General features: G+C 72.6%; 19 protein-coding genes. 12 read left to right on the top strand and 7 right to left on the bottom strand.

All coding sequences use genetic code 11. The annotated features are described in order from the left end of the window. Positions 1-168 precede the first annotated feature (168 nt). The 5 genes from Sdi02f_RS11400 to Sdi02f_RS11380 all read left to right on the top strand — a co-directional run bounded on the left by Sdi02f_RS11400 (position 169) and on the right by Sdi02f_RS11380 (position 5275). Positions 169-1101, top strand: coding sequence for a coiled-coil domain-containing protein (locus tag Sdi02f_RS11400; RefSeq protein ID WP_030402708.1), 933 nt, complete (start codon positions 169-171; stop codon positions 1099-1101). Positions 1102-1212: 111 nt separating this feature from the next. Further along, positions 1213-2208: an ABC transporter ATP-binding protein gene (locus Sdi02f_RS11395; protein WP_030402709.1), complete on the top strand. Its 996-nt coding sequence runs from the start codon at positions 1213-1215 to the stop codon at positions 2206-2208. Positions 2209-2210: 2 nt separating this feature from the next. Further along, a complete protein-coding gene (locus Sdi02f_RS11390; protein ID WP_030402710.1) occupies positions 2211-2981 on the top strand; it encodes an ABC transporter permease in 771 nt (256 codons plus the stop codon). A gap of 135 nt (positions 2982-3116) precedes the next feature. Continuing rightward, positions 3117-4409, top strand: coding sequence for an ABC transporter ATP-binding protein (locus Sdi02f_RS11385; protein WP_031184741.1), 1293 nt, complete (start codon positions 3117-3119; stop codon positions 4407-4409). After that, positions 4406-5275 carry an ABC transporter permease gene (locus Sdi02f_RS11380; protein ID WP_031082762.1) on the top strand — a complete coding sequence of 290 codons (870 nt, stop codon included), beginning with the start codon at positions 4406-4408 and terminating at the stop codon, positions 5273-5275. The genes Sdi02f_RS11385 and Sdi02f_RS11380 overlap by 4 nt, the downstream gene beginning before the upstream one ends. 14 nt (positions 5276-5289) lie before the next feature. Here the strand turns inward: Sdi02f_RS11380 and Sdi02f_RS11375 are convergent, their stop codons facing one another. After that, a complete protein-coding gene (locus Sdi02f_RS11375; RefSeq protein WP_030402713.1) occupies positions 5290-5622 on the bottom strand; it encodes an Rv1322 family protein in 333 nt (110 codons plus the stop codon). 211 nt (positions 5623-5833) lie between these two features. Between Sdi02f_RS11375 and Sdi02f_RS11370 the strand changes: the two genes are divergently transcribed. Further along, complete coding sequence (locus Sdi02f_RS11370; protein ID WP_030402714.1) at positions 5834-6862, top strand: LLM class flavin-dependent oxidoreductase; 1029 nt, start codon at positions 5834-5836, stop codon at positions 6860-6862. 82 nt (positions 6863-6944) lie between these two features. Here Sdi02f_RS11370 and Sdi02f_RS11365 read toward each other — a convergent pair whose 3' ends face one another. Further along, entirely contained in the window at positions 6945-7337 is a 393-nt protein-coding gene (locus tag Sdi02f_RS11365; protein ID WP_030402715.1) for an SCO5389 family protein, read from the bottom strand. 290 nt (positions 7338-7627) lie between these two features. Here Sdi02f_RS11365 and nucS point away from each other — a divergent pair, with 290 nt between their 5' ends. Continuing rightward, positions 7628-8299, top strand: coding sequence for an endonuclease NucS (gene nucS / locus Sdi02f_RS11360; RefSeq protein WP_030402716.1), 672 nt, complete (start codon positions 7628-7630; stop codon positions 8297-8299). Positions 8300-8381: 82 nt separating this feature from the next. On the opposite strand, the gene Sdi02f_RS11355 is transcribed toward nucS, so the two are convergent. From Sdi02f_RS11355 to Sdi02f_RS11340, 4 genes are all read right to left on the bottom strand, one after another. Continuing rightward, entirely contained in the window at positions 8382-11015 is a 2634-nt protein-coding gene (locus tag Sdi02f_RS11355; protein ID WP_108933192.1) for an ATP-binding protein, read from the bottom strand. Between the two features lie 232 nt (positions 11016-11247). Continuing rightward, complete coding sequence (locus tag Sdi02f_RS11350; protein WP_030402718.1) at positions 11248-11571, bottom strand: STAS domain-containing protein; 324 nt, start codon at positions 11569-11571, stop codon at positions 11248-11250. 182 nt (positions 11572-11753) lie between these two features. Beyond that, positions 11754-12602 (bottom strand): 3-hydroxyacyl-CoA dehydrogenase family protein, encoded by an 849-nt coding sequence (locus Sdi02f_RS11345; RefSeq protein ID WP_031082755.1) that lies wholly within the window; start codon positions 12600-12602, stop codon positions 11754-11756. Positions 12603-12738: 136 nt separating this feature from the next. After that, positions 12739-13380: a TetR/AcrR family transcriptional regulator gene (locus Sdi02f_RS11340; RefSeq protein ID WP_030402720.1), complete on the bottom strand. Its 642-nt coding sequence runs from the start codon at positions 13378-13380 to the stop codon at positions 12739-12741. 93 nt (positions 13381-13473) lie between these two features. Between Sdi02f_RS11340 and Sdi02f_RS11335 the strand changes: the two genes are divergently transcribed. From Sdi02f_RS11335 to Sdi02f_RS11325, 3 genes are read left to right on the top strand one after another with little or no spacing between them, the layout of a single operon-like run. Beyond that, positions 13474-14256, top strand: a complete 783-nt coding sequence (locus Sdi02f_RS11335) for an ABC transporter ATP-binding protein (protein WP_031082751.1) — start codon at positions 13474-13476, stop codon at positions 14254-14256. An 18-nt stretch (positions 14257-14274) separates the two neighbouring features. Continuing rightward, positions 14275-15024: an ABC transporter permease gene (locus tag Sdi02f_RS11330; RefSeq protein WP_108933191.1), complete on the top strand. Its 750-nt coding sequence runs from the start codon at positions 14275-14277 to the stop codon at positions 15022-15024. Positions 15025-15037: 13 nt separating this feature from the next. Beyond that, positions 15038-15610 (top strand): cob(I)yrinic acid a,c-diamide adenosyltransferase, encoded by a 573-nt coding sequence (locus Sdi02f_RS11325; protein ID WP_030402723.1) that lies wholly within the window; start codon positions 15038-15040, stop codon positions 15608-15610. A gap of 45 nt (positions 15611-15655) precedes the next feature. Here the strand turns inward: Sdi02f_RS11325 and Sdi02f_RS11320 are convergent, their stop codons facing one another. After that, positions 15656-16237, bottom strand: coding sequence for a hypothetical protein (locus Sdi02f_RS11320; protein ID WP_108933190.1), 582 nt, complete (start codon positions 16235-16237; stop codon positions 15656-15658). Positions 16238-16389: 152 nt separating this feature from the next. Here Sdi02f_RS11320 and Sdi02f_RS11315 point away from each other — a divergent pair, with 152 nt between their 5' ends. Then, a complete protein-coding gene (locus tag Sdi02f_RS11315) occupies positions 16390-17586 on the top strand; it encodes a sensor histidine kinase (RefSeq protein WP_030402725.1) in 1197 nt (398 codons plus the stop codon). Further along, positions 17583-18224, top strand: a complete 642-nt coding sequence (locus Sdi02f_RS11310; RefSeq protein ID WP_031082746.1) for a response regulator — start codon at positions 17583-17585, stop codon at positions 18222-18224. Before Sdi02f_RS11315 ends, Sdi02f_RS11310 begins: the two co-directional genes overlap by 4 nt. The last annotated feature ends 79 nt before the right edge of the window (positions 18225-18303 follow it).

Here is an 18303-nt window from a genome sequence, read left to right as displayed (position 1 = left end):
CGGGTCCCGTCGGGACCACTGCCCGGAGCTTTGGCAAGCCATCCATGGGTCAGCCACTCAAAAGAGGTGTCATTCTCCGTATCAAACGTGCATCCGCTCGATGACACACCGCATTGGCGCCTAGGATTCCCTCTATCACCTCACCCGGTCTCTTTCGACAGGAACCCCATGAGCGACACTTCCCCCTACGGCTTCGAGCACGTGCGGCGTGGGTACGACCGCGCTCAGGTGGACGACTACATCGCCAAGCTCGTCTCCGACCGTGACAGCGCTCACTCCCGCATCACCGCTCTGGAAAAGCGCATCGAGGAACTCCACCTCGAGACCCAGAACGCCCAGGCCCAGGTCAACGACGCCGAGCCGTCGTACGCCGGTCTCGGTGCCCGGGTCGAGAAGATCCTGCGGCTCGCCGAGGAAGAGGCGAAGGACCTGCGCGAGGAGGCCCGGCGCGCGGCGGAGCAGCACCGCGAGCTCGCCGAGTCGGCCGCCCAGCAGGTGCGCAACGACGCGGAGTCGTACGCCGCCGAGCGCAAGGCCAAGGCCGAGGACGAGGGCGTCCGGATCGTCGAGAAGGCCAAGGGCGACGCCTCCCAGCTGCGTTCCGAGGCGCAGAAGGACGCGCAGTCCAAGCGCGACGAGGCGGACGCGCTCTTCGAGGAGACCCGCGCGAAGGCCGCGCAGGCCGCCGCCGACTTCGAGACGAACCTCGCCAAGCGCCGCGAGCAGTCCGAGCGCGACCTGGCCTCCCGTCAGGCCAAGGCCGAGAAGCGGCTCGCGGAGATCGAGCACCGCGCGGAGCAGCTCCGCCTGGAGGCGGAGAAGCTGCGCACGGACGCCGAGCGCCGGGCCCGCCAGACCGTGGAGACGGCGCAGCGCCAGTCCGAGGACATCGTGGCCGACGCCAACGCCAAGGCCGACCGGATCCGTTCGGAGTCCGAGCGCGAGCTGGCCGCCCTCACCAACCGCCGCGACTCCATCAACGCGCAGCTCACCAACGTGCGCGAGATGCTGGCGTCGCTCACCGGTGCCGCGGTGGCCGCCGCCCCGGCGGTCGAGGACGAGTCGGTCTCCCGCGGGGTGCCCGCCCAGCAGTCCCGCTGACGCGGCCGGCGCCCGCGCGAGGGCGTGCGCCTGCCGCATATGTACGAAGAAGAGCGAGGCCCGTTGTCACTGGGGTGGCAGCGGGCCTCGTCCCGTTCTAGCGTGGGCGCCATGATCGAGCTCGAGGGGCTGACCAAGCGGTACGGCGAGAAGGTGGCGGTCAACAACCTCTCCTTCACCGTCAGACCCGGCATCATCACGGGCTTCCTCGGCCCCAACGGCGCGGGCAAGTCGACCACCATGCGGATGGTGCTCGGCCTGGACCGGCCCACCGCCGGGGACGTGCGGATCGACGGCAGGCACTACGACGAGCTGAAGGACCCGCTGACGTACATCGGCGCGCTCCTGGAGGCGAAGGCCTGGCACGGCGGGCGCAGCGCCTACAACCACCTGCTGTGCCTCGCGCAGAGCAACGGCATCCCGGCGAGCCGGGTGCGCGAGGTGCTGGACACGGTCGGGCTGTCGGCGGTCGCCCGGAAGAAGACCAAGGGCTTCTCCCTCGGCATGGGCCAGCGGCTCGGCATCGCCGCCGCGCTCCTGGGCGACCCGCGGATCCTGATGTTCGACGAGCCGGTCAACGGCCTCGATCCCGAGGGCATCCACTGGATCCGCAACCTGATGAAGACCCTGGCCTCCCAGGGCCGTACGGTCTTCGTCTCCTCCCACCTGATGAGCGAGATGGCGCTGACCGCCGACCACCTGGTGGTCATCGGCCAGGGCAGGCTGCTGGCGGACACCTCGATGGCCCAGTTCATCGCGGAGAACTCACGCAGCTACGTCCGGATCCGCACCCCGCAGCGCGAGCAGTTGCTCGACGCGCTGCACGGTGCCGGGGTCGCGGTCGCCGAGGCGGGCGACGGGGTCCTGGAGGTGGACGGCGACAAGTCGGAGGCGGTCGGCGAGCTGGCGGCGCGGCAGCAGATCGTGCTGCACGAGCTGAGCCCGCAGCGGGCCTCGCTGGAGGAGGCGTTCATGCAGTTGACCGCCGAGTCCGTGGAGTACCACGCGCACGACGGGCAGCAGCCCGGCGCGGTGCCGCCGCAGCAGCAACAGCCCCCGGGGCAGCCGCCGCGGCAGCAGTGGGGCAGCGACTGGAAGAGGGGTTGAGCATGGCGGCGACACAGGTCCTGCGGTCCGAGTGGACCAAGATCCGGTCGGTGGCGTCGACGGTGTGGACGCTGGGCCTGGCCGTGGTCGTCACCATCGCCCTCGGCATGCTGATCTCGGCCCTGACCAAGAGCCAGTTCAGCGACATGAGCCGGCGGGACCAGCTCTCCTTCGACCCGACCTTCATCAGCTTCGCCGGCACGAGCCTCGGCCAGCTCGCGATGATCGTGTTCGGCGTCCTGGTCGTGGGCAACGAGTACAGTTCCGGCATGATCCGCACCTCGCTGGCGGCCGTGCCGCGGCGCGGCACCTTCCTGTTCGGCAAGGTCGCGGTGGCGACCGCGCTGGCCCTGGTCGTGGGCATGGTCACCAGCTTCGCCACCTTCTTCCTAGGGCAGGCGATGCTGGGCGACCTGCGGGCGTCGATCGGCGACCCGGGCGTCCTGCGCGCGGTGTTCGGCGGCGGCCTCTACATGACCCTCATCGCGATGTTCTCGATGGGTGTCGCGGCGATGCTGCGCTCCCCCATGCTGTCGCTGGGCATCCTGATGCCGTTCTTCTTCCTGATCTCCAACATCCTGGGCAACGTCCCCGCGACCCGGAAGGTCGGCCGGTTCCTGCCCGACCAGGCCGGCAGCCGGATCATGCAGGTGGTCACGCCGGTCGACGACAACGTGCCGTACGGACCGTGGGGCGGGCTCGGGATCATGGCACTGTGGGTGATCGCGGCACTCGTCGGCGGGTACGCGGTGCTGAGGCACCGGGACGCCTAGGAGGCGGACCGGCCGCCTTCGGGCCGGTCCGGATTTTGCCCGGGCTTGAACGGAACCGTCAGCGCCTGGATATCCTCCTAACCCTTACGGGGGCGTGTGCCCTGCTGTCCCTGAACCTTCCGATGGGTGCGGAGCATGATCGAGGCTGTCGGCCTGACCAAGCGATACGGCGACAAGACCGCCGTGTACAACCTCTCCTTCCAGGTGCGGCCCGGTGCCGTCACCGGCTTCCTCGGGCCCAACGGCTCGGGCAAGTCGACGACGATGCGGATGATCCTGGGCCTGGACAACCCCACCGCGGGGCACGTCACGATCGGCGGTCACCCGTACCGCAAACTGCCCAACGCGGCGCGCCAGGTCGGTGCTCTGCTGGACGCCAAGGCGGTGCACGGCGGCCGGGCCGCCCGCAACCACCTGCTGAGCCTCGCCCAGCTCTCCGGCATCCCGGCCCGCCGGGTGGACGAGGTGCTCGGCGTGGTGGGCCTCCAGGACGTGGCCCGGCGGCGTTCCAAGGGCTTCTCCCTCGGCATGGGCCAGCGGCTCGGCATCGCCGCCGCGCTGCTCGGCGACCCCCAGGTGCTGCTCTTCGACGAGCCGGTCAACGGCCTCGACCCGGAGGGCATCCACTGGGTGCGCAACCTGATGAAGGCGCTCGCGGCGGAGGGCCGCACCGTCTTCGTCTCCTCGCACCTGATGAGCGAGATGGCGCTGACCGCCGACCACCTGATCGTCATCGGGCGCGGCCAGCTGCTCGCCGACATGAGCGTGACGGAGTTCATCTCGGCCAACTCCGCCGACTTCGCCCGCGTGCGGACGCCGGACAGCGAGCCGCAGCTGCGGGAGAAGCTGACCTCCGCGCTGACCGAGGCGGGCGGCCACGTGCTGCCCGAGCAGGACGGCGCGCTGCGGGTGACCGGCCTCCCCCTCCCCCGGATCAGCGACATCGCGCACGGCGCCGACGTACGGCTGTGGGAGCTGTCGCCGCACCAGGCCTCGCTGGAGGAGGCGTACATGCGGATGACGCAGGGCGCCGTGGACTACCGCTCGACCGCCGACCAGAAGGCCGGCCTCCAGCAGCCCCTGCCGCCCGGCGCGCAGCCGCCGATGCCGGTGCCGGGGCAGGGCCAGCCCGGGTGGTACGCCCCGCCGCCGCCCCAGCAGGGCGGTCAGCCCTTCGCCGCGCCGCAGGGCGCACCGGGCCAGGCCCCGGCGGGCCCGTACGGCGCCCCGGCGGCGCCCGGCACGGTACCGGGCGGTCAGCCGGCCAACCCGTACGCGGCCCAGCAGGCCCCGCAGCACCTGCCGCAGGCGCCGGCGGCTGCGCCGCAGACGCCCCAGCCGCCCGCCGCCGCCGCACCGCCCGCCACCGCCCCGGCGCCCGCCTCCGCGCCCGTCACCGACCCGACCAAGCCCGAGGACGCCCGATGAGCACCCCCCAGCCCCCGACGCAGCAGGCCGCGCCCGACTGGCAGGCGGCGCCCGGTTCGCCGTACCCGACCTACACCTCGCCGATCCCGGTGGTGCGCACGACCCTCGTGCACGCGCTGGCCTCCGAGTGGACGAAGATCAGGTCGGTGCGCTCCACGATGTGGACGCTGGGCGTGTTCGTCCTGCTGGTCCTCGGCATCGGGCTGCTGACCGGCGCCGTGGTGGCGAGCTCGGACTCCGACCTGGCCGGCGAGAGCGCGCTGAGCCTCGGCTTCTTCGGCCTGCTGCTCGGCAGCATCTGCGTGATCACGCTCGGCGTGCTCACCACCGCGTCGGAGTACGGCACGGGCATGATCCGCACGACCATGACGGCCTGCCCCAGCCGCGGCCGGGTGCTGGCGGCCAAGGGCATCGTGTTCTTCCTGGTCGCCTTCGTGGTGACCCTGGTGTCCGCGACGGTGGTCGGGCTGTTCCACGTGTCCCTGCTGGAGGGCAACGGCGCCGGTGATCCCACCGGCACGGAGTGGCTGAAGGGCACCGTCGGCGTCTCGCTCTACATCGCGCTGCTCGGGCTGCTCTCGCTGGCCGTGGGCTCGATCATCCGGCACTCGGCGGGCGCCATCACCCTCATGATCGGCCTCCTGCTCGCCCCGCTGGTGATCGCGCTGTTCATGTTCTCGGAGTCGCTCAAGGACGTGCAGCAGGCGCTGTTCGAGTACTCGATCCCGAACCAGATGAGCATTTTCTACGCCAACTCGCTCTCCGATTCCGGGCCCTCGGGCTGGGACCCGCTGTGGATCGTGCTCGGCGTGACCGCGGTCGCCTTCGCCGCCGCCTACGCGCTGCTGGAGAAGCGGGACGTGTAGGAGAGCCGGCGGCTTCAGAACCTCGGCGCGTTACGGGACCGCTGCACCCGGGTGGTGCGGCGGTCCTTCGCGTTCCAGCACGCCTTGTGCCAGTGCCGGCGGTCGTCGACGCCCGCGTGCGCGGGCCAGGCCACCACGTGCGGGACGCCGTCCGGAATGAGCTGGTCGCACCCCGGGCAGCGGTACGACTTCCCCTGCGCGCTCGCGCCCGCCACGTGCCGGACGCTCCAGTCCTCGCCCTGCCAGTTCTCCGAGGACTGCCATCCGCCGTAGCGGCCGGAGCCGTCCGCCTCGGCGCTGTGGCCGGAGGAACCGGCTCCCTTGGGTCGGTTGCGACGCGGGGACACAGGACACCTCACGGAGCTATACAGGAAGCAGGGCGGCATCCAGCCTACGCGGCACACACCCCTTCCGTGCGGGCCCCGGCGGCCGTCCCGCCGCGGCCGATTCTGCAGACAATCCGCAAAGTCCTCCGTCCGGCCGTGTCCTCGGCACGTGTCAGGCGGTTATGCCCTGTGGGGGAGCTCCGCGTCGGGGCCGAGGAAGCAGGAAAAGGCAATGCGCGTAGGAAGTTTCGTGTTGGGAGCCCAGTTCCCGGGCCAGGGCCAGGGGGAAGCGCTGCACCGCGCGGTCCGCTCGGCCGAGGTCGCCGAGGAGGCCGGGCTCGACACGGCCTGGCTGGCCGAACACCACTTCGTGCCGTACGGCACGTGTCCGTCGGCCGTGACCCTGGCCGCGCTGCTGCTGGGCCGCACCCGGCGCCTGCGGGTCGGCACCGCGGTCAGCGTGCTGCCCACCGTCCACCCCGTGGCGCTCGGCGAGCAGGCGGCGCTGCTGCACGTCACGAGCGGCGGCCGCTTCTCGCTGGGCGTCGGCCGCGGCGGCCCGTGGGTGGACCTGGAGGTGTTCGGCGCGGGGCTGGAGGCCTACGAGGAGGGTTTTCCGGAGTCGCTCGACCTGCTGCTGCGCTGGCTGCGCGAACCGGCCGTCGGCGCCTCGGGGGACCGCTACCGCTTCCGCGAGGTGCCGGTCGTGCCGCGGCCGTCGGAGTCCCTCTCCGAGGAGCCGGGCCCGGAGGTCGTCGTCGCCTGCACCTCGCCGTCGAGCGTGCGCATGGCGGCCGAGCGGGGGCTGCCGATGCTCCTCGGGATGCACGTCGGGGACGAGGAGAAGGCGGAGATGGTCGCCCTGTGGCGCCGCCACGCCCGCGCCGCCGGGCGGACGGCGGCGGAGATCCACGGCGCGGCCCACGTCTCGGCCGGCGTCTGCCAGATCGCGGACCGGCGCCCGGACGCGGCGGAGACGCTGCTCAAGGCGATGCCGGGCTGGCTGCGGCAGGGGCTGGGCGCCCATGTCACGGTGGACGGCCGGGAGCGGCGGATGCGCGACCCGCACGCGTACACCGAACTGCTCTGCGGGCTGCATCCGGTGGGCACGCCCCGGCTGTGCGCGGACCGGCTCGCGGCGACCGGCGAGCGCACCGGCATCTCCCGCTTCGCGCTCCTCGTCGAGGGCTCGGGAGACCTCGCGGCGACCGAGGAGAACGTACGGCGGCTCGGGACCGAGGTGCTCCCCCAGCTCCGCTGAGCCGACGGGCGCGAGCTTGCCGCTCCGGCACAAGAACTGCACCTTGCGCGTACGGAGCGGCAAGCGGGCGCTCCGGAGTGCCTCAGCAGTCGCGCAGTTCCGGCGACTGGTTCAGCAACTGGCTGCGCACCGAGGTGAACTTGGTCAGCGTCTCGTCGACGGAGGAGTCCAACGGGAACACCGCCACCCGGTGGCAGTTCTGGAAGGCGAGCCGCACACCGAAGTGCCGCTGCAGAGCACCGCGTATGGCGTCACTCGCGAGCGCACGCAGGAGCTGGCCGCGCGCCTGCTCGTCCGGCGGGGGCGTCTGGTTGTCGGCGAAGGCTCCGCCGTCGACCTTCAGCTGTGCCACCAGGGAGCTGATCATCTCCCATGCGTAGGGCAGGGAGGTCCGGACGCAGTCGACGAAGTCTGCTTCGTCGACCTCGCCTCGCTCGGCCTGTTCGAGTAGGGCCGGTGAGACGTCGAGCGACATGGGTTCTCCTCTCGCACCCCCGACCAGCAGGGGTTGCCGGACAGTAAAGGGAGTACGCGATTCCGAACACGCTGCGTACACAGTTCGCGACCTCCCGTTCAATACCGTAAGCATCCGATCGTGACGGCACCAGGAGAATGCCCAGATGGACACCATCCGGTAGGCCCACAATCGGCCAGTGGGCACAACGGGGCCAATGGGAGAAGTGGGACAGCGCGCGGGGGTGCCGCGGGTCGCCGGGGCACGGGCGAATCGCGTCGGGCCGGGCGCGTCGAGTAGCGTTGCCGACCATGCGTCTCGTCATCGCCCGCTGTTCCGTCGACTACGCCGGACGGCTCACCGCCCACCTGCCCTCGGCCCCCCGGCTGATCCTGGTCAAGGCGGACGGCAGCGTCTCGATCCACGCCGACGACCGGGCCTACAAGCCCCTCAACTGGATGTCGCCGCCCTGCACCCTGAAGGAGGGCGCGGGCGAGGAGGAGGGTGTCTGGACCGTCGTCAACAAGGCGGGCGAGAAGCTCATCATCACGATGGAGGAGATCCTCCACGACTCCTCGCACGAACTGGGCGTCGATCCCGGCCTGATCAAGGACGGCGTGGAAGCACACCTCCAGGAGCTGCTCGCCGACCGCATCGAGACCCTGGGCGAGGGCTACACGCTCATCCGCCGCGAGTACATGACCGCCATCGGCCCCGTCGACATCCTGTGCCGGGACGCCCAGGGCGGGACCGTCGCCGTCGAGATCAAGCGGCGCGGCGAGATCGACGGCGTGGAACAGCTCACGCGCTACCTGGAACTGCTGAACCGCGACCCGCATCTCGCCCCGGTGCGCGGCGTGTTCGCCGCCCAGGAGATCAAGCCGCAGGCCCGCGTGCTCGCCACGGACCGCGGCATCGGCTGCCAGGTGCTGGACTACGACGCCCTGCGGGGCATCGAGGACGACAAGCTGCGGCTGTTCTGAGGGGGCGTCACGCACGACGTGGGCAGGGCCGGGTCCGACGGGCGGACCCGGCCCTGCTGCGTGCGTCGCGGACCGGCCGGGGTCAGATGATCCCGCCGGCCTCCGGGTCGGAGCGGACCGGCGTTTCTGTCCCGGTGCCGGGGTCCGCGCTGCCGCTCGCGGCGGCGGCCGGGGTGTCCGCGGGCGAGTGGGCGGCCGTGGGACCGGTGATCTCGCCGGCGCTGTTCGAGGGCGGCTCGGGCGGCGTACCGGGGTCCGAGGACTCCGGCGGGTCGGGCTCCGTCTCGGACTCGTCCGGCGAGGGCGAGGGCGACGACGGGGGGTCGGTGGGCGTCGACTTCGACGGGCTCGGCGAGGTGGGGGGCTTCGACGACGTCGTCGGGTCGCTCGGGCGGCTCGGGTCGCCGGAACCGGGGTCGCCGGGCTGCCCGGAGTCGCTCGGCTCGTCGGAGGGCCCGTCGGACTCCGTCGGTGGCGGATCGTCCGACGGGCCGGGGGTGCCCGTGCCCGGGCCGGTGGGGCCGCCGGTCACCTGCTGGTCCTTGCCGTCGTCGGAGGGCCGGTCCGCGCCCAGGCTGCCGTCGTCGACGCCCTGGCTCGCCGAGGGGGTGCCGCCGACCTCGTTGGAGGGGTCGCCCGCGTCGTTCTCGGAGGTGGCCCCGAGGGTCACCACCGTGCCGAGCACGGCGACGAGCAGCGCGCCCGCTCCGGCGGCCACGAGGTTGCGCCGGGCGAAGCCCTTGATGCCGCCGGCGACCGTGCGGGACGGCTCCTCGTCGGGCTCGCGGCGGGTGACGAGGGTCGGGGACTGCGGCGGCGGCTGGAGCGGCGGGAAGGGCGAGGGGACCCCCGCGGACGGCGACACCGACTCCTCGGTGCGGGCGACGGGGACCTCCTCCCCCACCGTCGGTCCGAGACCGGCGCCGGCGGCACCGAGTCCGGCGGCGGCACCCGGTACGCCGAAGGCGCCCGCGCCGCTGCCCAGGCCCGGGGTGTCCCCGGTGCGGTCGGCGACCAGCGCGAGGGCGCGGCGGCCCGCCACGGCGCCGCGCTTGTCGGAGAGCGCGCCGCGCAGCCCGATGGATGCCTCCAGCTCGGCGCGTGCCCGGTCCAACTGGTCCTGGCACAGGGCGAGGACACCGAGTTCGTGATGGAAGTAGGCCTGTTCGGCGACGTCGCCCGCGAGCCGGGAGGCCTCGGTGCCCGAGCGCAGCGCCCGTTCCCAGGCGCCCCAGTGCAGTCCGGCGGCGAACGCGGGCGCCGCGGTGCGGGCCAACTGGACGGCCGGGCTGTCCTCGTCCTCGGCGGTCGGGGTCGTGGCCGGCACCAGGACGGCGAGGGCGGCCAGGACGGCGTCGGCCTCCGCGCAGACCCGCTCGGGGGTGACCGAGGGGTGACCGGCCCACCAGGCGTAGTGCTGGGCGGCGGCCCGCGCGCGCTCCGGCACGTCGTCGGCGTATCCGGCGCTCTCCAGTTGGGCGAGCACCCCGGCGGCCAGCCGGTAGCGGGAGCCGACCGGGGAGACCAGTCCGCAGTCGGCCAGTTCGCCGAGGGCGGCGTCCGCGTGGGTGTCGCCGACCAGGGCTGGCAGGTGCGCCTGGTGCGGCACCTCGCCGCCGAGGGCGACGGCGAACTCCAGGGTGGCGCGGGCGGAGGCGCTCAACCGGGAGGCGAGCAGCGGTGCGGGCGCGGCGGCCTCGCCGAGGGACGGCAGGGGCACGTCGTCGTCGGCCTCGGTGGCCTCGTAGGGGGTGTCGTCGCCCTGGTGGGCGTCGGCGAAGACGCCGAACTCGTCGACGGCGTCGGCGCCGGCCCGCTCCCGGTCCCGGCGGCGCAGCAGGGCACCGGCCTGGACGAAGCGCAGCGGCAGGCCCTCGGACTCGAACCAGAGGTCGCCGGCCCAGTTGGCCTCCTCCTCGGTGAGGGTCCGGCCGGCGGCGCGCTCCAGCAGCTCCACGCCGTCCGAGCGGTCCAGGCCGGGAAGGAAGACCTCCTCGACGCCTGATTCGGCGGAGGGCGCGGGCACGTCCGGGGTGGCGCCGATGAGGAAGGCGCACTCGGGGGTGGCGTCGAGGAGCTCGTCGAGGGCGGTGCCGCCGAACTCGGCGTCGTCCAGGACGACGACCGCGCCCACCTCGCGCAGGCGGGCGCGGAGTTCGGTGCGGTCCGGGCGGTGCAGGGGCGCGTGGTGGACGGCGTGGAAGAGGTCGTGGAGCAGGTCGTCGGCGGTGCGGTGGTGGCCGTTCAGGCGGACGACGCCGTCGGGCGCGAGGCCCGCGCAGTCCTCGGCGACGACGTCGAGGAGGCTGGTGCGGCCGGAGCCGGCGGGGCCGGTGAGGCGCACGGAGCGGCCTCGGGCGAGCAGCCGGACCAGGCGTTCGCGTTCGTCCTCGCGGGCCAGCAGGCCCAGGACGGTGCGGACCGGGCCCGGCGGGACGGGCGGCCGTGCGGCGCGCTCCGCCTCGGCGCGTTCGGCGGCAGTGAGCTTCTCGGGCCGGGCGGGCCGGTCTGCGGGCGGGCAGACCTCGATCTCGCTGCCGTCGACGGGGTTCACGGTGAGCAGGAGGTCGCCGGACACGAGTTGCACGGTGCGGGCGAGCGCGGGTGCGTGCTGTCCGAAGTCGGAGGTGAGCGGGTCCCTGGGCGGGCGCGGGCGCGGCGTCTGCTGGCCGCCGTCTTGGCCGTGGTCCTCAGGGCCCCGGGTGTTCGGGTCCATTGGTTCAAGCCCCCAAAAGCGTCGTGTGCAGGCCCCCGGCAGGGACCACCCTCCCGGCCTTGCCGCACACCGCGCTGTCGCTTCTGGTCCGGGCCCGCCGGCGGGTTTGCAAAGGCAGCGGGCAGCCAGACCCTAAACCTTCGCCCAGTATCTCCGACAGTCCGGGGTGCCGGGCCGTCCGAGAGGTCACGGTCTCGTGAGGATTGCGTGTGTCGGAGGTGTGAACCTTCACTTACACGCGGGGCAGGGTCTCCACACCGATGCCGCCCTCGATGGCCAGGATCCGGTGCAGCCGGGTGGCCACCAGCAGGCGCTGCATCTGCGGCGGCACGGCGCGCAGCACGAGGCGCCGGCCGCAGCGGCCGGCCCGCCGGTGGGCCCCCATGATCACGCCGAGACCGGTGGCGTCCCAGGAGTCCAGTTCTGACAGGTCGAGCACCAGGTCGCCGACTCCGTCGTCGACGGCCGAGTGCAGGACCGTACGGGCGTCCGCCGCGCTGCGGACGTCGAGGCGGCCCCCGACGACCAGCTCGACGTGGTCGCCCCTGATGTGCATATGCGCTCCCCGGCGTGCGTCTTGTCTTCGTCGTCCGTGCGTGTCGTCCGTGCGTGGTGGTCTCTCGGCGATATCAGGTGTTGCACCCTCTGACTGGCCGAAACGACCGGAGGTTGCCGCCTGTAAGCGAACCGATACCGAATTCACCCCGGCGTGTGACGTTCGCCGGGGCCGGTGCGGCCTCAGTGCTTGTAGAAGCCCTGCCCGCTCTTGCGGCCGATGTCACCGGCGTCCACCATCCGGCGCATCAGCTCCGGCGGGGCGAACTTCTCGTCCTGGGACTCGGTGTAGATGTTGCCGGTGGCGTGCAGCAGGATGTCGACGCCCGTGAGGTCGGCGGTGGCCAGCGGTCCCATGGCGTGGCCGAAGCCCAGCTTGCAGGCGAGGTCGATGTCCTCGGCGGTGGCCACGCCCGACTCGTACAGCTTCGCGGCCTCGACGACGAGGGCGGAGATGAGACGGGTGGTCACGAACCCGGCGACGTCGCGGTTGACGACGATGCAGGTCTTGCCGGTGGACTCGGCGAACTCCCGCGCGGTGGCGAGCGTTTCGTCGCTCGTCTTGTAGCCCCGCACCAGCTCGCACAGCTGCATCATCGGGACCGGCGAGAAGAAGTGGGTGCCGACGACCCGCTCGGGGCGCTCCGTCACGGCCGCGATCTTGGTGATCGGGATGGCGGAGGTGTTGGACGCGAGGATCGCCCCGTCCTTCACCAGCTTGTCCAGGGTACGGAAGATCTCGTGCTTGACGTCCAGCTTCTCGAAGACGGCCTCGACGACGACGTCCGCGTCGGCGGCGGCCTCCAGGTCGGTGGTCGCGGTGATGCGCCCGAGCGCGGCCCCGGCGTCGTCGGCGGTGAGCTTCCCCTTGGCGACGAACTTGTCGTAGGAGGCCTTGATACCGTCCGTGCCGCGCCGCAGCGCCTCGTCGGTGACGTCGCGCAGGACGACGTCCCAGCCCGCCTGGGCGGAGACCTGGGCGATGCCCGATCCCATGAGACCGGCTCCGATGACGGCGAGCTTCCGTGCCACTGTGCGACTCCCCTGATACGCGCTGATTCTCGTCTCTCGGCCGGAGATTAGCGGGCGTGGGGCGCTGTGTGACCGGTTAGTAACGCGCGTCACGTCTCAAATGACGGACGTCACACCGAGGGGTGCCATTCGGGTGTCACCCCGCGCCCCGTACGGCGTAGTTGAGCACCTTCTCGCTCAGCAGGTCCGCCATCTCGTCCAGCAGCAGGAGCACCTCGCGGGAGACCTCCGGGGGCTTGCCGCCGGCGACCATGCGCCGGCCGATCTCCGTCATCACCGTGCCGTGCAGCCAGTTGATCTGACCGGCCATCAGCGTGGGCAGCGGGTCCTCGGCCGGGGCGCCGGTCTCCTCCCGCAGGGTCCGCTCCAGGTCGGCGAGGACCTCCTGGCCGATGGCCCACATCCGGGACCGCAGGGCGGGCGACTCCTGGACGACCCTCATGAAGGCGGCGTACCCGTCCATCAGGCCGACGCGCGGCGACACCGACTCGACCTCCTCGCGCAGCTCCCGCAGGACGGCGCTCGCGGCGGACTCCCCGCCGCGCCGGCCGCGCACCCAGCGCGAGAGCCGGTCGACCACGCCCTTGGAGCGGTCGAGGAACAGGTCCTCCTTGGCCGGGAAGTAGTTGTAGACGGTGTTGACGGAGACGTCCGCGGCGTCCGCGACCTCCGCCACCGTCACGGCCTCGAAGCCGCGCTCCAGGAACAGCCCCGTGGCGACATCCGAGATGTACTGCCGGGTCTGCCGCTTCTTCCGTTCCCTGAGTCCCTCGGCCATGCCCGCATCCTAGCCGCGCCCGCCCTCCTCACTGGTGCCGCTGAAAACTTGGGGGCATTGCAAAATTTAAGTGACTCTGTTTTTCTGGGACGCATGGCAATCATCAGTACGGCCGGGCTGGCCCGTACCTTCACGACCCGACGCGGTCCGGTGGAGGCGGTGCGCGGCATCGACCTCACCGTCCGGGAGGGCGAGATCCTGGGCTTCCTGGGCCCCAACGGCGCCGGCAAGACCACCACCCTGCGGATGCTCACGACCCTGCTCGCCCCCACCGGCGGCGCGGCCACCGTCGCTGGGCACGACCTGGCGACCGACCCGGCCGGGGTGCGCGCGGTGTGCGGGTACGTGGCGCAGTCGGGCGGGGTGGACCCGCAGATCACCGTGCGGGAGGAGCTGGTCACCCAGGGCCGCCTGTACCGGCTGTCCAGGGCGCGGGCGGCCGAGCGCGCCGACGAACTGGCCCGCGACCTGGGCCTCTCCGCGCTGCTCGACCGCAAGTGCGGCGCGCTCTCCGGCGGACAGCGGCGCCGCCTGGACATCGCGATGGCGCTCACGCACCGCCCGGCGGTGCTCTTCCTGGACGAGCCGACGACGGGCCTGGACCCGGGCAGCCGCGCCGACCTGTGGGACCTGGTCCGCGCTCTGCGCGACGAGCACGGCACCACGGTCTTCCTGACCACCCACTACCTCGACGAGGCCGACGCCCTCTCCGACCGCCTGGTGGTCGTGGACGGCGGGGTGGTGGTCGCCGACGGCACCCCGGCCGCCCTGAAACGGGAGTACGGCGGCTCCCGCGACGCCTCCCTCCAGGACACCTTCCTGGCCGTCACCGGCCGCACCGCCCCCGCGGCCGACGCCGCCCCCGTCGCCGTCTAGCACCCCTGGGAATCCCCGATGCTGCTCCACGACACCGGCCTGGTCTACGGCCGCTATCTGCGCCAGTCCCTGCGCTCCCGCTTCGCGCTGCTGTTCGGCGTGCTGATGCCGCTGCTGTACCTGCTCTTCTTCGGCCCGCTGCTGACCGGCCTGCCGCTCGGCGGGCGGGGCAGCTCCTGGCAGCTGCTGGTCCCCGGCCTGCTGCTCCAACTCGGTCTGTTCGGCGCGTCCTTCGCGGGGTTCTCGGTCATCATCGAGAACGGCCAGGGCGTGGTCGAGCGGATGCGGGTGACTCCCGTCAGCCGCCTGGCGCTGCTGCTGGGGCGGGTGCTGCGGGACGCCACCGTCTTCGCCTTCCAGGCGGTGCTGCTGGTGCTCGCCGCCGGGGCCATGGGCCTGCGCGCGCCGCTGCCCGGCGTGCTGATCGGCTTCGCGTTCGTCGTCCTGCTCACGGTGTCGCTGGCCTCGCTGTCGTACGCGCTGGCGATGAAGGTCCGCACCCCGCAGGAGTTCGGGCCCACGGTCAACGCCCTCACCATGCCCTCGATGCTGCTGTCCGGCCTGATGCTCCCGATGACGCTCGGGCCGGCCTGGCTGGACGTGCTCTCGCACCTGATGCCGTTCCGCTACCTGGTGGACGCGGTGCGGGACGCGTACGTCGGCTCCTACGCGACGGCGCACATGCTGTACGGCCTCCTCGTCGCCCTGGGTCTCACCGCACTGGCCGTGACGGTGGGCACACGCGTGTTCCGGACCGCCGGGGCGTAACTACGCTGACCCCATGGTCAACCTGACGCGCATCTACACCCGCACCGGCGACAAGGGCACCACCGCCCTCGGCGACATGAGCCGGGTCCCCAAGACCGACCCGAGGATCTCCGCGTACGCCGACGCCAACGAGGCGAACGCGGTGATCGGCACCGCCCTCGCTCTCGGCGGCCTGTCCGAGGAGGTCGCCAAGGTCCTCGTCCGCGTCCAGAACGACCTCTTCGACGTGGGCGCGGACCTGTCCACGCCGGTGGTGGAGGACCCGGAGTACCCGCCGCTGCGGGTCGAGCAGTTCTACGTCGACAAGCTGGAGGCGGACTGCGACCGCTTCCTGACCGAGGTGGAGAAGCTCCGCTCCTTCATCCTCCCCGGCGGCACCCCCGGCGCGGCCCTGCTGCACCAGGCGTGCACGGTGGTCCGCCGGGCGGAGCGCTCCACCTGGGCGGCGCTGGAGGTCCACGGCGAGACGATGAACCCGCTCACCGCCACCTATCTGAACCGCCTCTCCGACCTCCTCTTCATCCTGGCCCGCGTGGCCAACAAGGAGGTCGGCGACGTGTTGTGGGTGCCGGGCGGGGAGCGCTGAGCACCCCCGGGACAGGGGCGTGACGGCCGTCGGTCGCCCGGCGCCTCATCGTGGCTGGTCGCGCAGTTCCCCGCGCCCCTCGGGGGCACTGCCCGCCGGCCCCCTCTTCGGCCAGATCAGGTACGTCAGCGCGATCAGGCCGTGGAGGGCGACGACGCGCAGCACCGTCCACTGGAAGGACCGCAGCGAGGAGGTGTCGCCGTCGTCGCCGACGTACCAGACGGCGCCCTGGAGCAGCGCGTAGGCCACGGCGGCGCCCAGGACCGTGCGCAGCCACAGTCCGCCCTCGTGCCGCGCCCGGGGCATGCCGTGGCGCGGGGGCCTGACCGGTGGCGGGCCGCCGGCCAGGCGGTGGGCGGCGTGGCCGTCGAGCCAGCGGACCGTGTAGTGGCCGTAGGCGACGGTGTAGCCGATGTACAGCGCGGCCAGACCGTGCTGCCAGCCCGGGTCGGCGCCGTTCTTGAGGTCCCAGGCCGTCACCGCGAAGAGCACCAGTTCCAGCACGGGCTCGCACAGCAGCAGGACCGCACCGGTCCGCCGCCACTTCAGCAGGTAGCGGGCGCCCAGGCCGAGGGCGAGCAGCACCCAGAAACCGACCTCGCAGGCGATGATCAACGCGACGACCACGACGCACTCCCTTCCTTCGCCCTCCCAGGCTCCCGCGGGGAAACGCCGCGTTCGTCGTCGCGGGTGACGAACCTCCGGTACATCGAAAGATGCAGTGCCCAACCCTCCCGCGGGATCAGGCGGGCCGGGCGGGGTCCGTGTTGGATGGTGGCATGGCCGTACGACTCCCCCGCCCGCGCCGTTTCGACGTGTACGCCGCGTCGGCGGGGCTGCTGGGCGGACTGCTGCTGTGGGGCATCGGCCTGGGCGTGCGCCGGGCGGACGACCCCGTCGTGCTGTTCGACGGCCGCTGGCCGCTGCTGGCGCCGCTCGCCGTCATGGCGGGCTGCGAACTGCTGCGCCGGGCCGCGCCGCGCACCGGGCTCCTGATCGGCACCGCCGCCCTGGTCGCGGACACGCTCACGCAGGGCAGCCTGGTCACGGTGATCATGTACACCGACCTGATGTACGCCGCCGTGCTCTACGGTCCGCCCGCCTCGGCCCGCCGCATCCCGTGGATCACGGGGCTGCTCACCGTGGCCGGCACGGTCGTGCCGTTCGCGCTGTGGCGGGTGCCCGAGGCGCTGCTCGTCGGTGTCGCCGTCGGCATCGTGTCGTTCGCGCCCGCCTCCACGGGGCTCATCGTCCGCAACCACCGCGAGGCCGCCGACGCCGCCCTGCTGCGGGCCGAGCAGACCGCGCTGCTGGCCGAGACGGACCGGGTCCAGGCGGTGACGGCGGAGCGCGCCCGGATGGCCCGCGAGCTGCACGACATGGTCGCCAACCACCTCTCCGCGATCGCCATCCACTCCACGGCCGCGCTCTCCCTGGACGACGCGGACACCACCCGGCAGGCGCTCGGCGTGATCCGCGAGAACAGCGTGGCGGGACTGGCCGAAATGCGCCGCCTGATCGGCATCCTGCGCGACGACGGCGGGGACGCGGAGCCCGCCGCGGCGCCCACCCTCGACGGGCTCGGCGCACTGGTCGACGGCGCCCGTGCCAACGGGCTGGACGTCGTCCTGGACGCGGACCCCGGCGAGAACCTGCCCGCGCCGGTCGAGCTGGCCGCGTACCGGATCGTGCAGGAGTCGCTCACCAACGCCCTCAAGCACGCGTCGCAGGGCACCGTCCGGGTGCGGCTCGACCGGCACGAGGGTTCCCTGCGGATCCGGGTGACCAGCCCCTGCGGCGAGCGGGACGCGCCGCGGGCCCCGGGCTCCGGCGCCGGTCTCGTCGGGATGCGGGAGCGGGCCGCCCTGCTGCACGGCACCTTCGAGGCGGGGGCGACGGCCGGCCCCGGCCCGGCGGGCGACAGGATCTGGGCCGTACGTGCCACCCTCCCCCTGACCGAAGGAGATCTCGCATGATCCGCGTCCTCGTCGCCGAGGACCAGTCCGCCGTCCGCGCGGGGCTGGTGCTGATCCTGGGCAGCGCACCCGACATCGAGGTGGCCGGGGAGGCCGCGGACGGCGAGCAGGCGGTGGCACTGGCCCGCGAGCTGCGTCCCGACCTGGTGCTGATGGACGTGCAGATGCCGCGCCTGGACGGGGTGTCGGCGACCCGGATCGTGGTCGGGGAAGGTCTCGCCGACGTGCTGGTGCTGACCACCTTCGACCTGGACGAGTACGTCTTCGGGGCACTGCGGGCGGGGGCCGCCGGGTTCCTGCTGAAGAACACCGAGGCCAAGGATCTGATCGCGGCCGTGCGCACGGTGGCGGGCGGCGAGGGCATCGTCGCGCCGGCCGTCACCCGGCGGCTGATCGCCGAGTTCGCCGCGAAGCCGGTGCGGGAGCCGGCCGCGGACCCGGCCGTGCTGCGGGACCTGACGCGGCGTGAGCGCGAGGTGCTCTCCTGCCTCGGCGAGGGTCTGTCCAACGCGGCGGTCGCCGCGCGGCTGGACATGGCGGAGGCCACGGTGAAGACGCACGTCAGCCGACTGCTGGGAAAGCTGGGACTGCGCAGCCGGGTGCAAGCGGCGGTGCTGGCGCAGGAGTTGGGCATCTAGTTCCGCCCTCAACCACGCGCTGTCACATTGGTCCAGACCTATTGACCGATGGTCCAGACCTTTCTATTCTCGCCGCACT

It is taken from the genome of Streptomyces ardesiacus (assembly GCF_003112575.1).
Taxonomy (GTDB): domain Bacteria; phylum Actinomycetota; class Actinomycetes; order Streptomycetales; family Streptomycetaceae; genus Streptomyces; species Streptomyces ardesiacus.
Note: the sequence above shows the minus strand (reverse complement) of the source record. Positions and strands in the feature narration are given on the sequence as shown.

Coding starts and splice junctions, on each gene's coding strand:
- Sdi02f_RS11400 (WP_030402708.1), top strand. CDS start 169: ATGAGCGACACTTCCCCCTACGGCTTCGAGCACGTGCGGCGTGGGTAC.
- Sdi02f_RS11395 (WP_030402709.1), top strand. CDS start 1,213: ATGATCGAGCTCGAGGGGCTGACCAAGCGGTACGGCGAGAAGGTGGCG.
- Sdi02f_RS11390 (WP_030402710.1), top strand. CDS start 2,211: ATGGCGGCGACACAGGTCCTGCGGTCCGAGTGGACCAAGATCCGGTCG.
- Sdi02f_RS11385 (WP_031184741.1), top strand. CDS start 3,117: ATGATCGAGGCTGTCGGCCTGACCAAGCGATACGGCGACAAGACCGCC.
- Sdi02f_RS11380 (WP_031082762.1), top strand. CDS start 4,406: ATGAGCACCCCCCAGCCCCCGACGCAGCAGGCCGCGCCCGACTGGCAG.
- Sdi02f_RS11370 (WP_030402714.1), top strand. CDS start 5,834: ATGCGCGTAGGAAGTTTCGTGTTGGGAGCCCAGTTCCCGGGCCAGGGC.
- Sdi02f_RS11365 (WP_030402715.1), bottom strand. CDS start 7,337: ATGTCGCTCGACGTCTCACCGGCCCTACTCGAACAGGCCGAGCGAGGC.
- nucS (WP_030402716.1), top strand. CDS start 7,628: ATGCGTCTCGTCATCGCCCGCTGTTCCGTCGACTACGCCGGACGGCTC.
- Sdi02f_RS11355 (WP_108933192.1), bottom strand. CDS start 11,015: ATGGACCCGAACACCCGGGGCCCTGAGGACCACGGCCAAGACGGCGGC.
- Sdi02f_RS11350 (WP_030402718.1), bottom strand. CDS start 11,571: ATGCACATCAGGGGCGACCACGTCGAGCTGGTCGTCGGGGGCCGCCTC.
- Sdi02f_RS11340 (WP_030402720.1), bottom strand. CDS start 13,380: ATGGCCGAGGGACTCAGGGAACGGAAGAAGCGGCAGACCCGGCAGTAC.
- Sdi02f_RS11335 (WP_031082751.1), top strand. CDS start 13,474: ATGGCAATCATCAGTACGGCCGGGCTGGCCCGTACCTTCACGACCCGA.
- Sdi02f_RS11330 (WP_108933191.1), top strand. CDS start 14,275: ATGCTGCTCCACGACACCGGCCTGGTCTACGGCCGCTATCTGCGCCAG.
- Sdi02f_RS11325 (WP_030402723.1), top strand. CDS start 15,038: ATGGTCAACCTGACGCGCATCTACACCCGCACCGGCGACAAGGGCACC.
- Sdi02f_RS11315 (WP_030402725.1), top strand. CDS start 16,390: ATGGCCGTACGACTCCCCCGCCCGCGCCGTTTCGACGTGTACGCCGCG.
- Sdi02f_RS11310 (WP_031082746.1), top strand. CDS start 17,583: ATGATCCGCGTCCTCGTCGCCGAGGACCAGTCCGCCGTCCGCGCGGGG.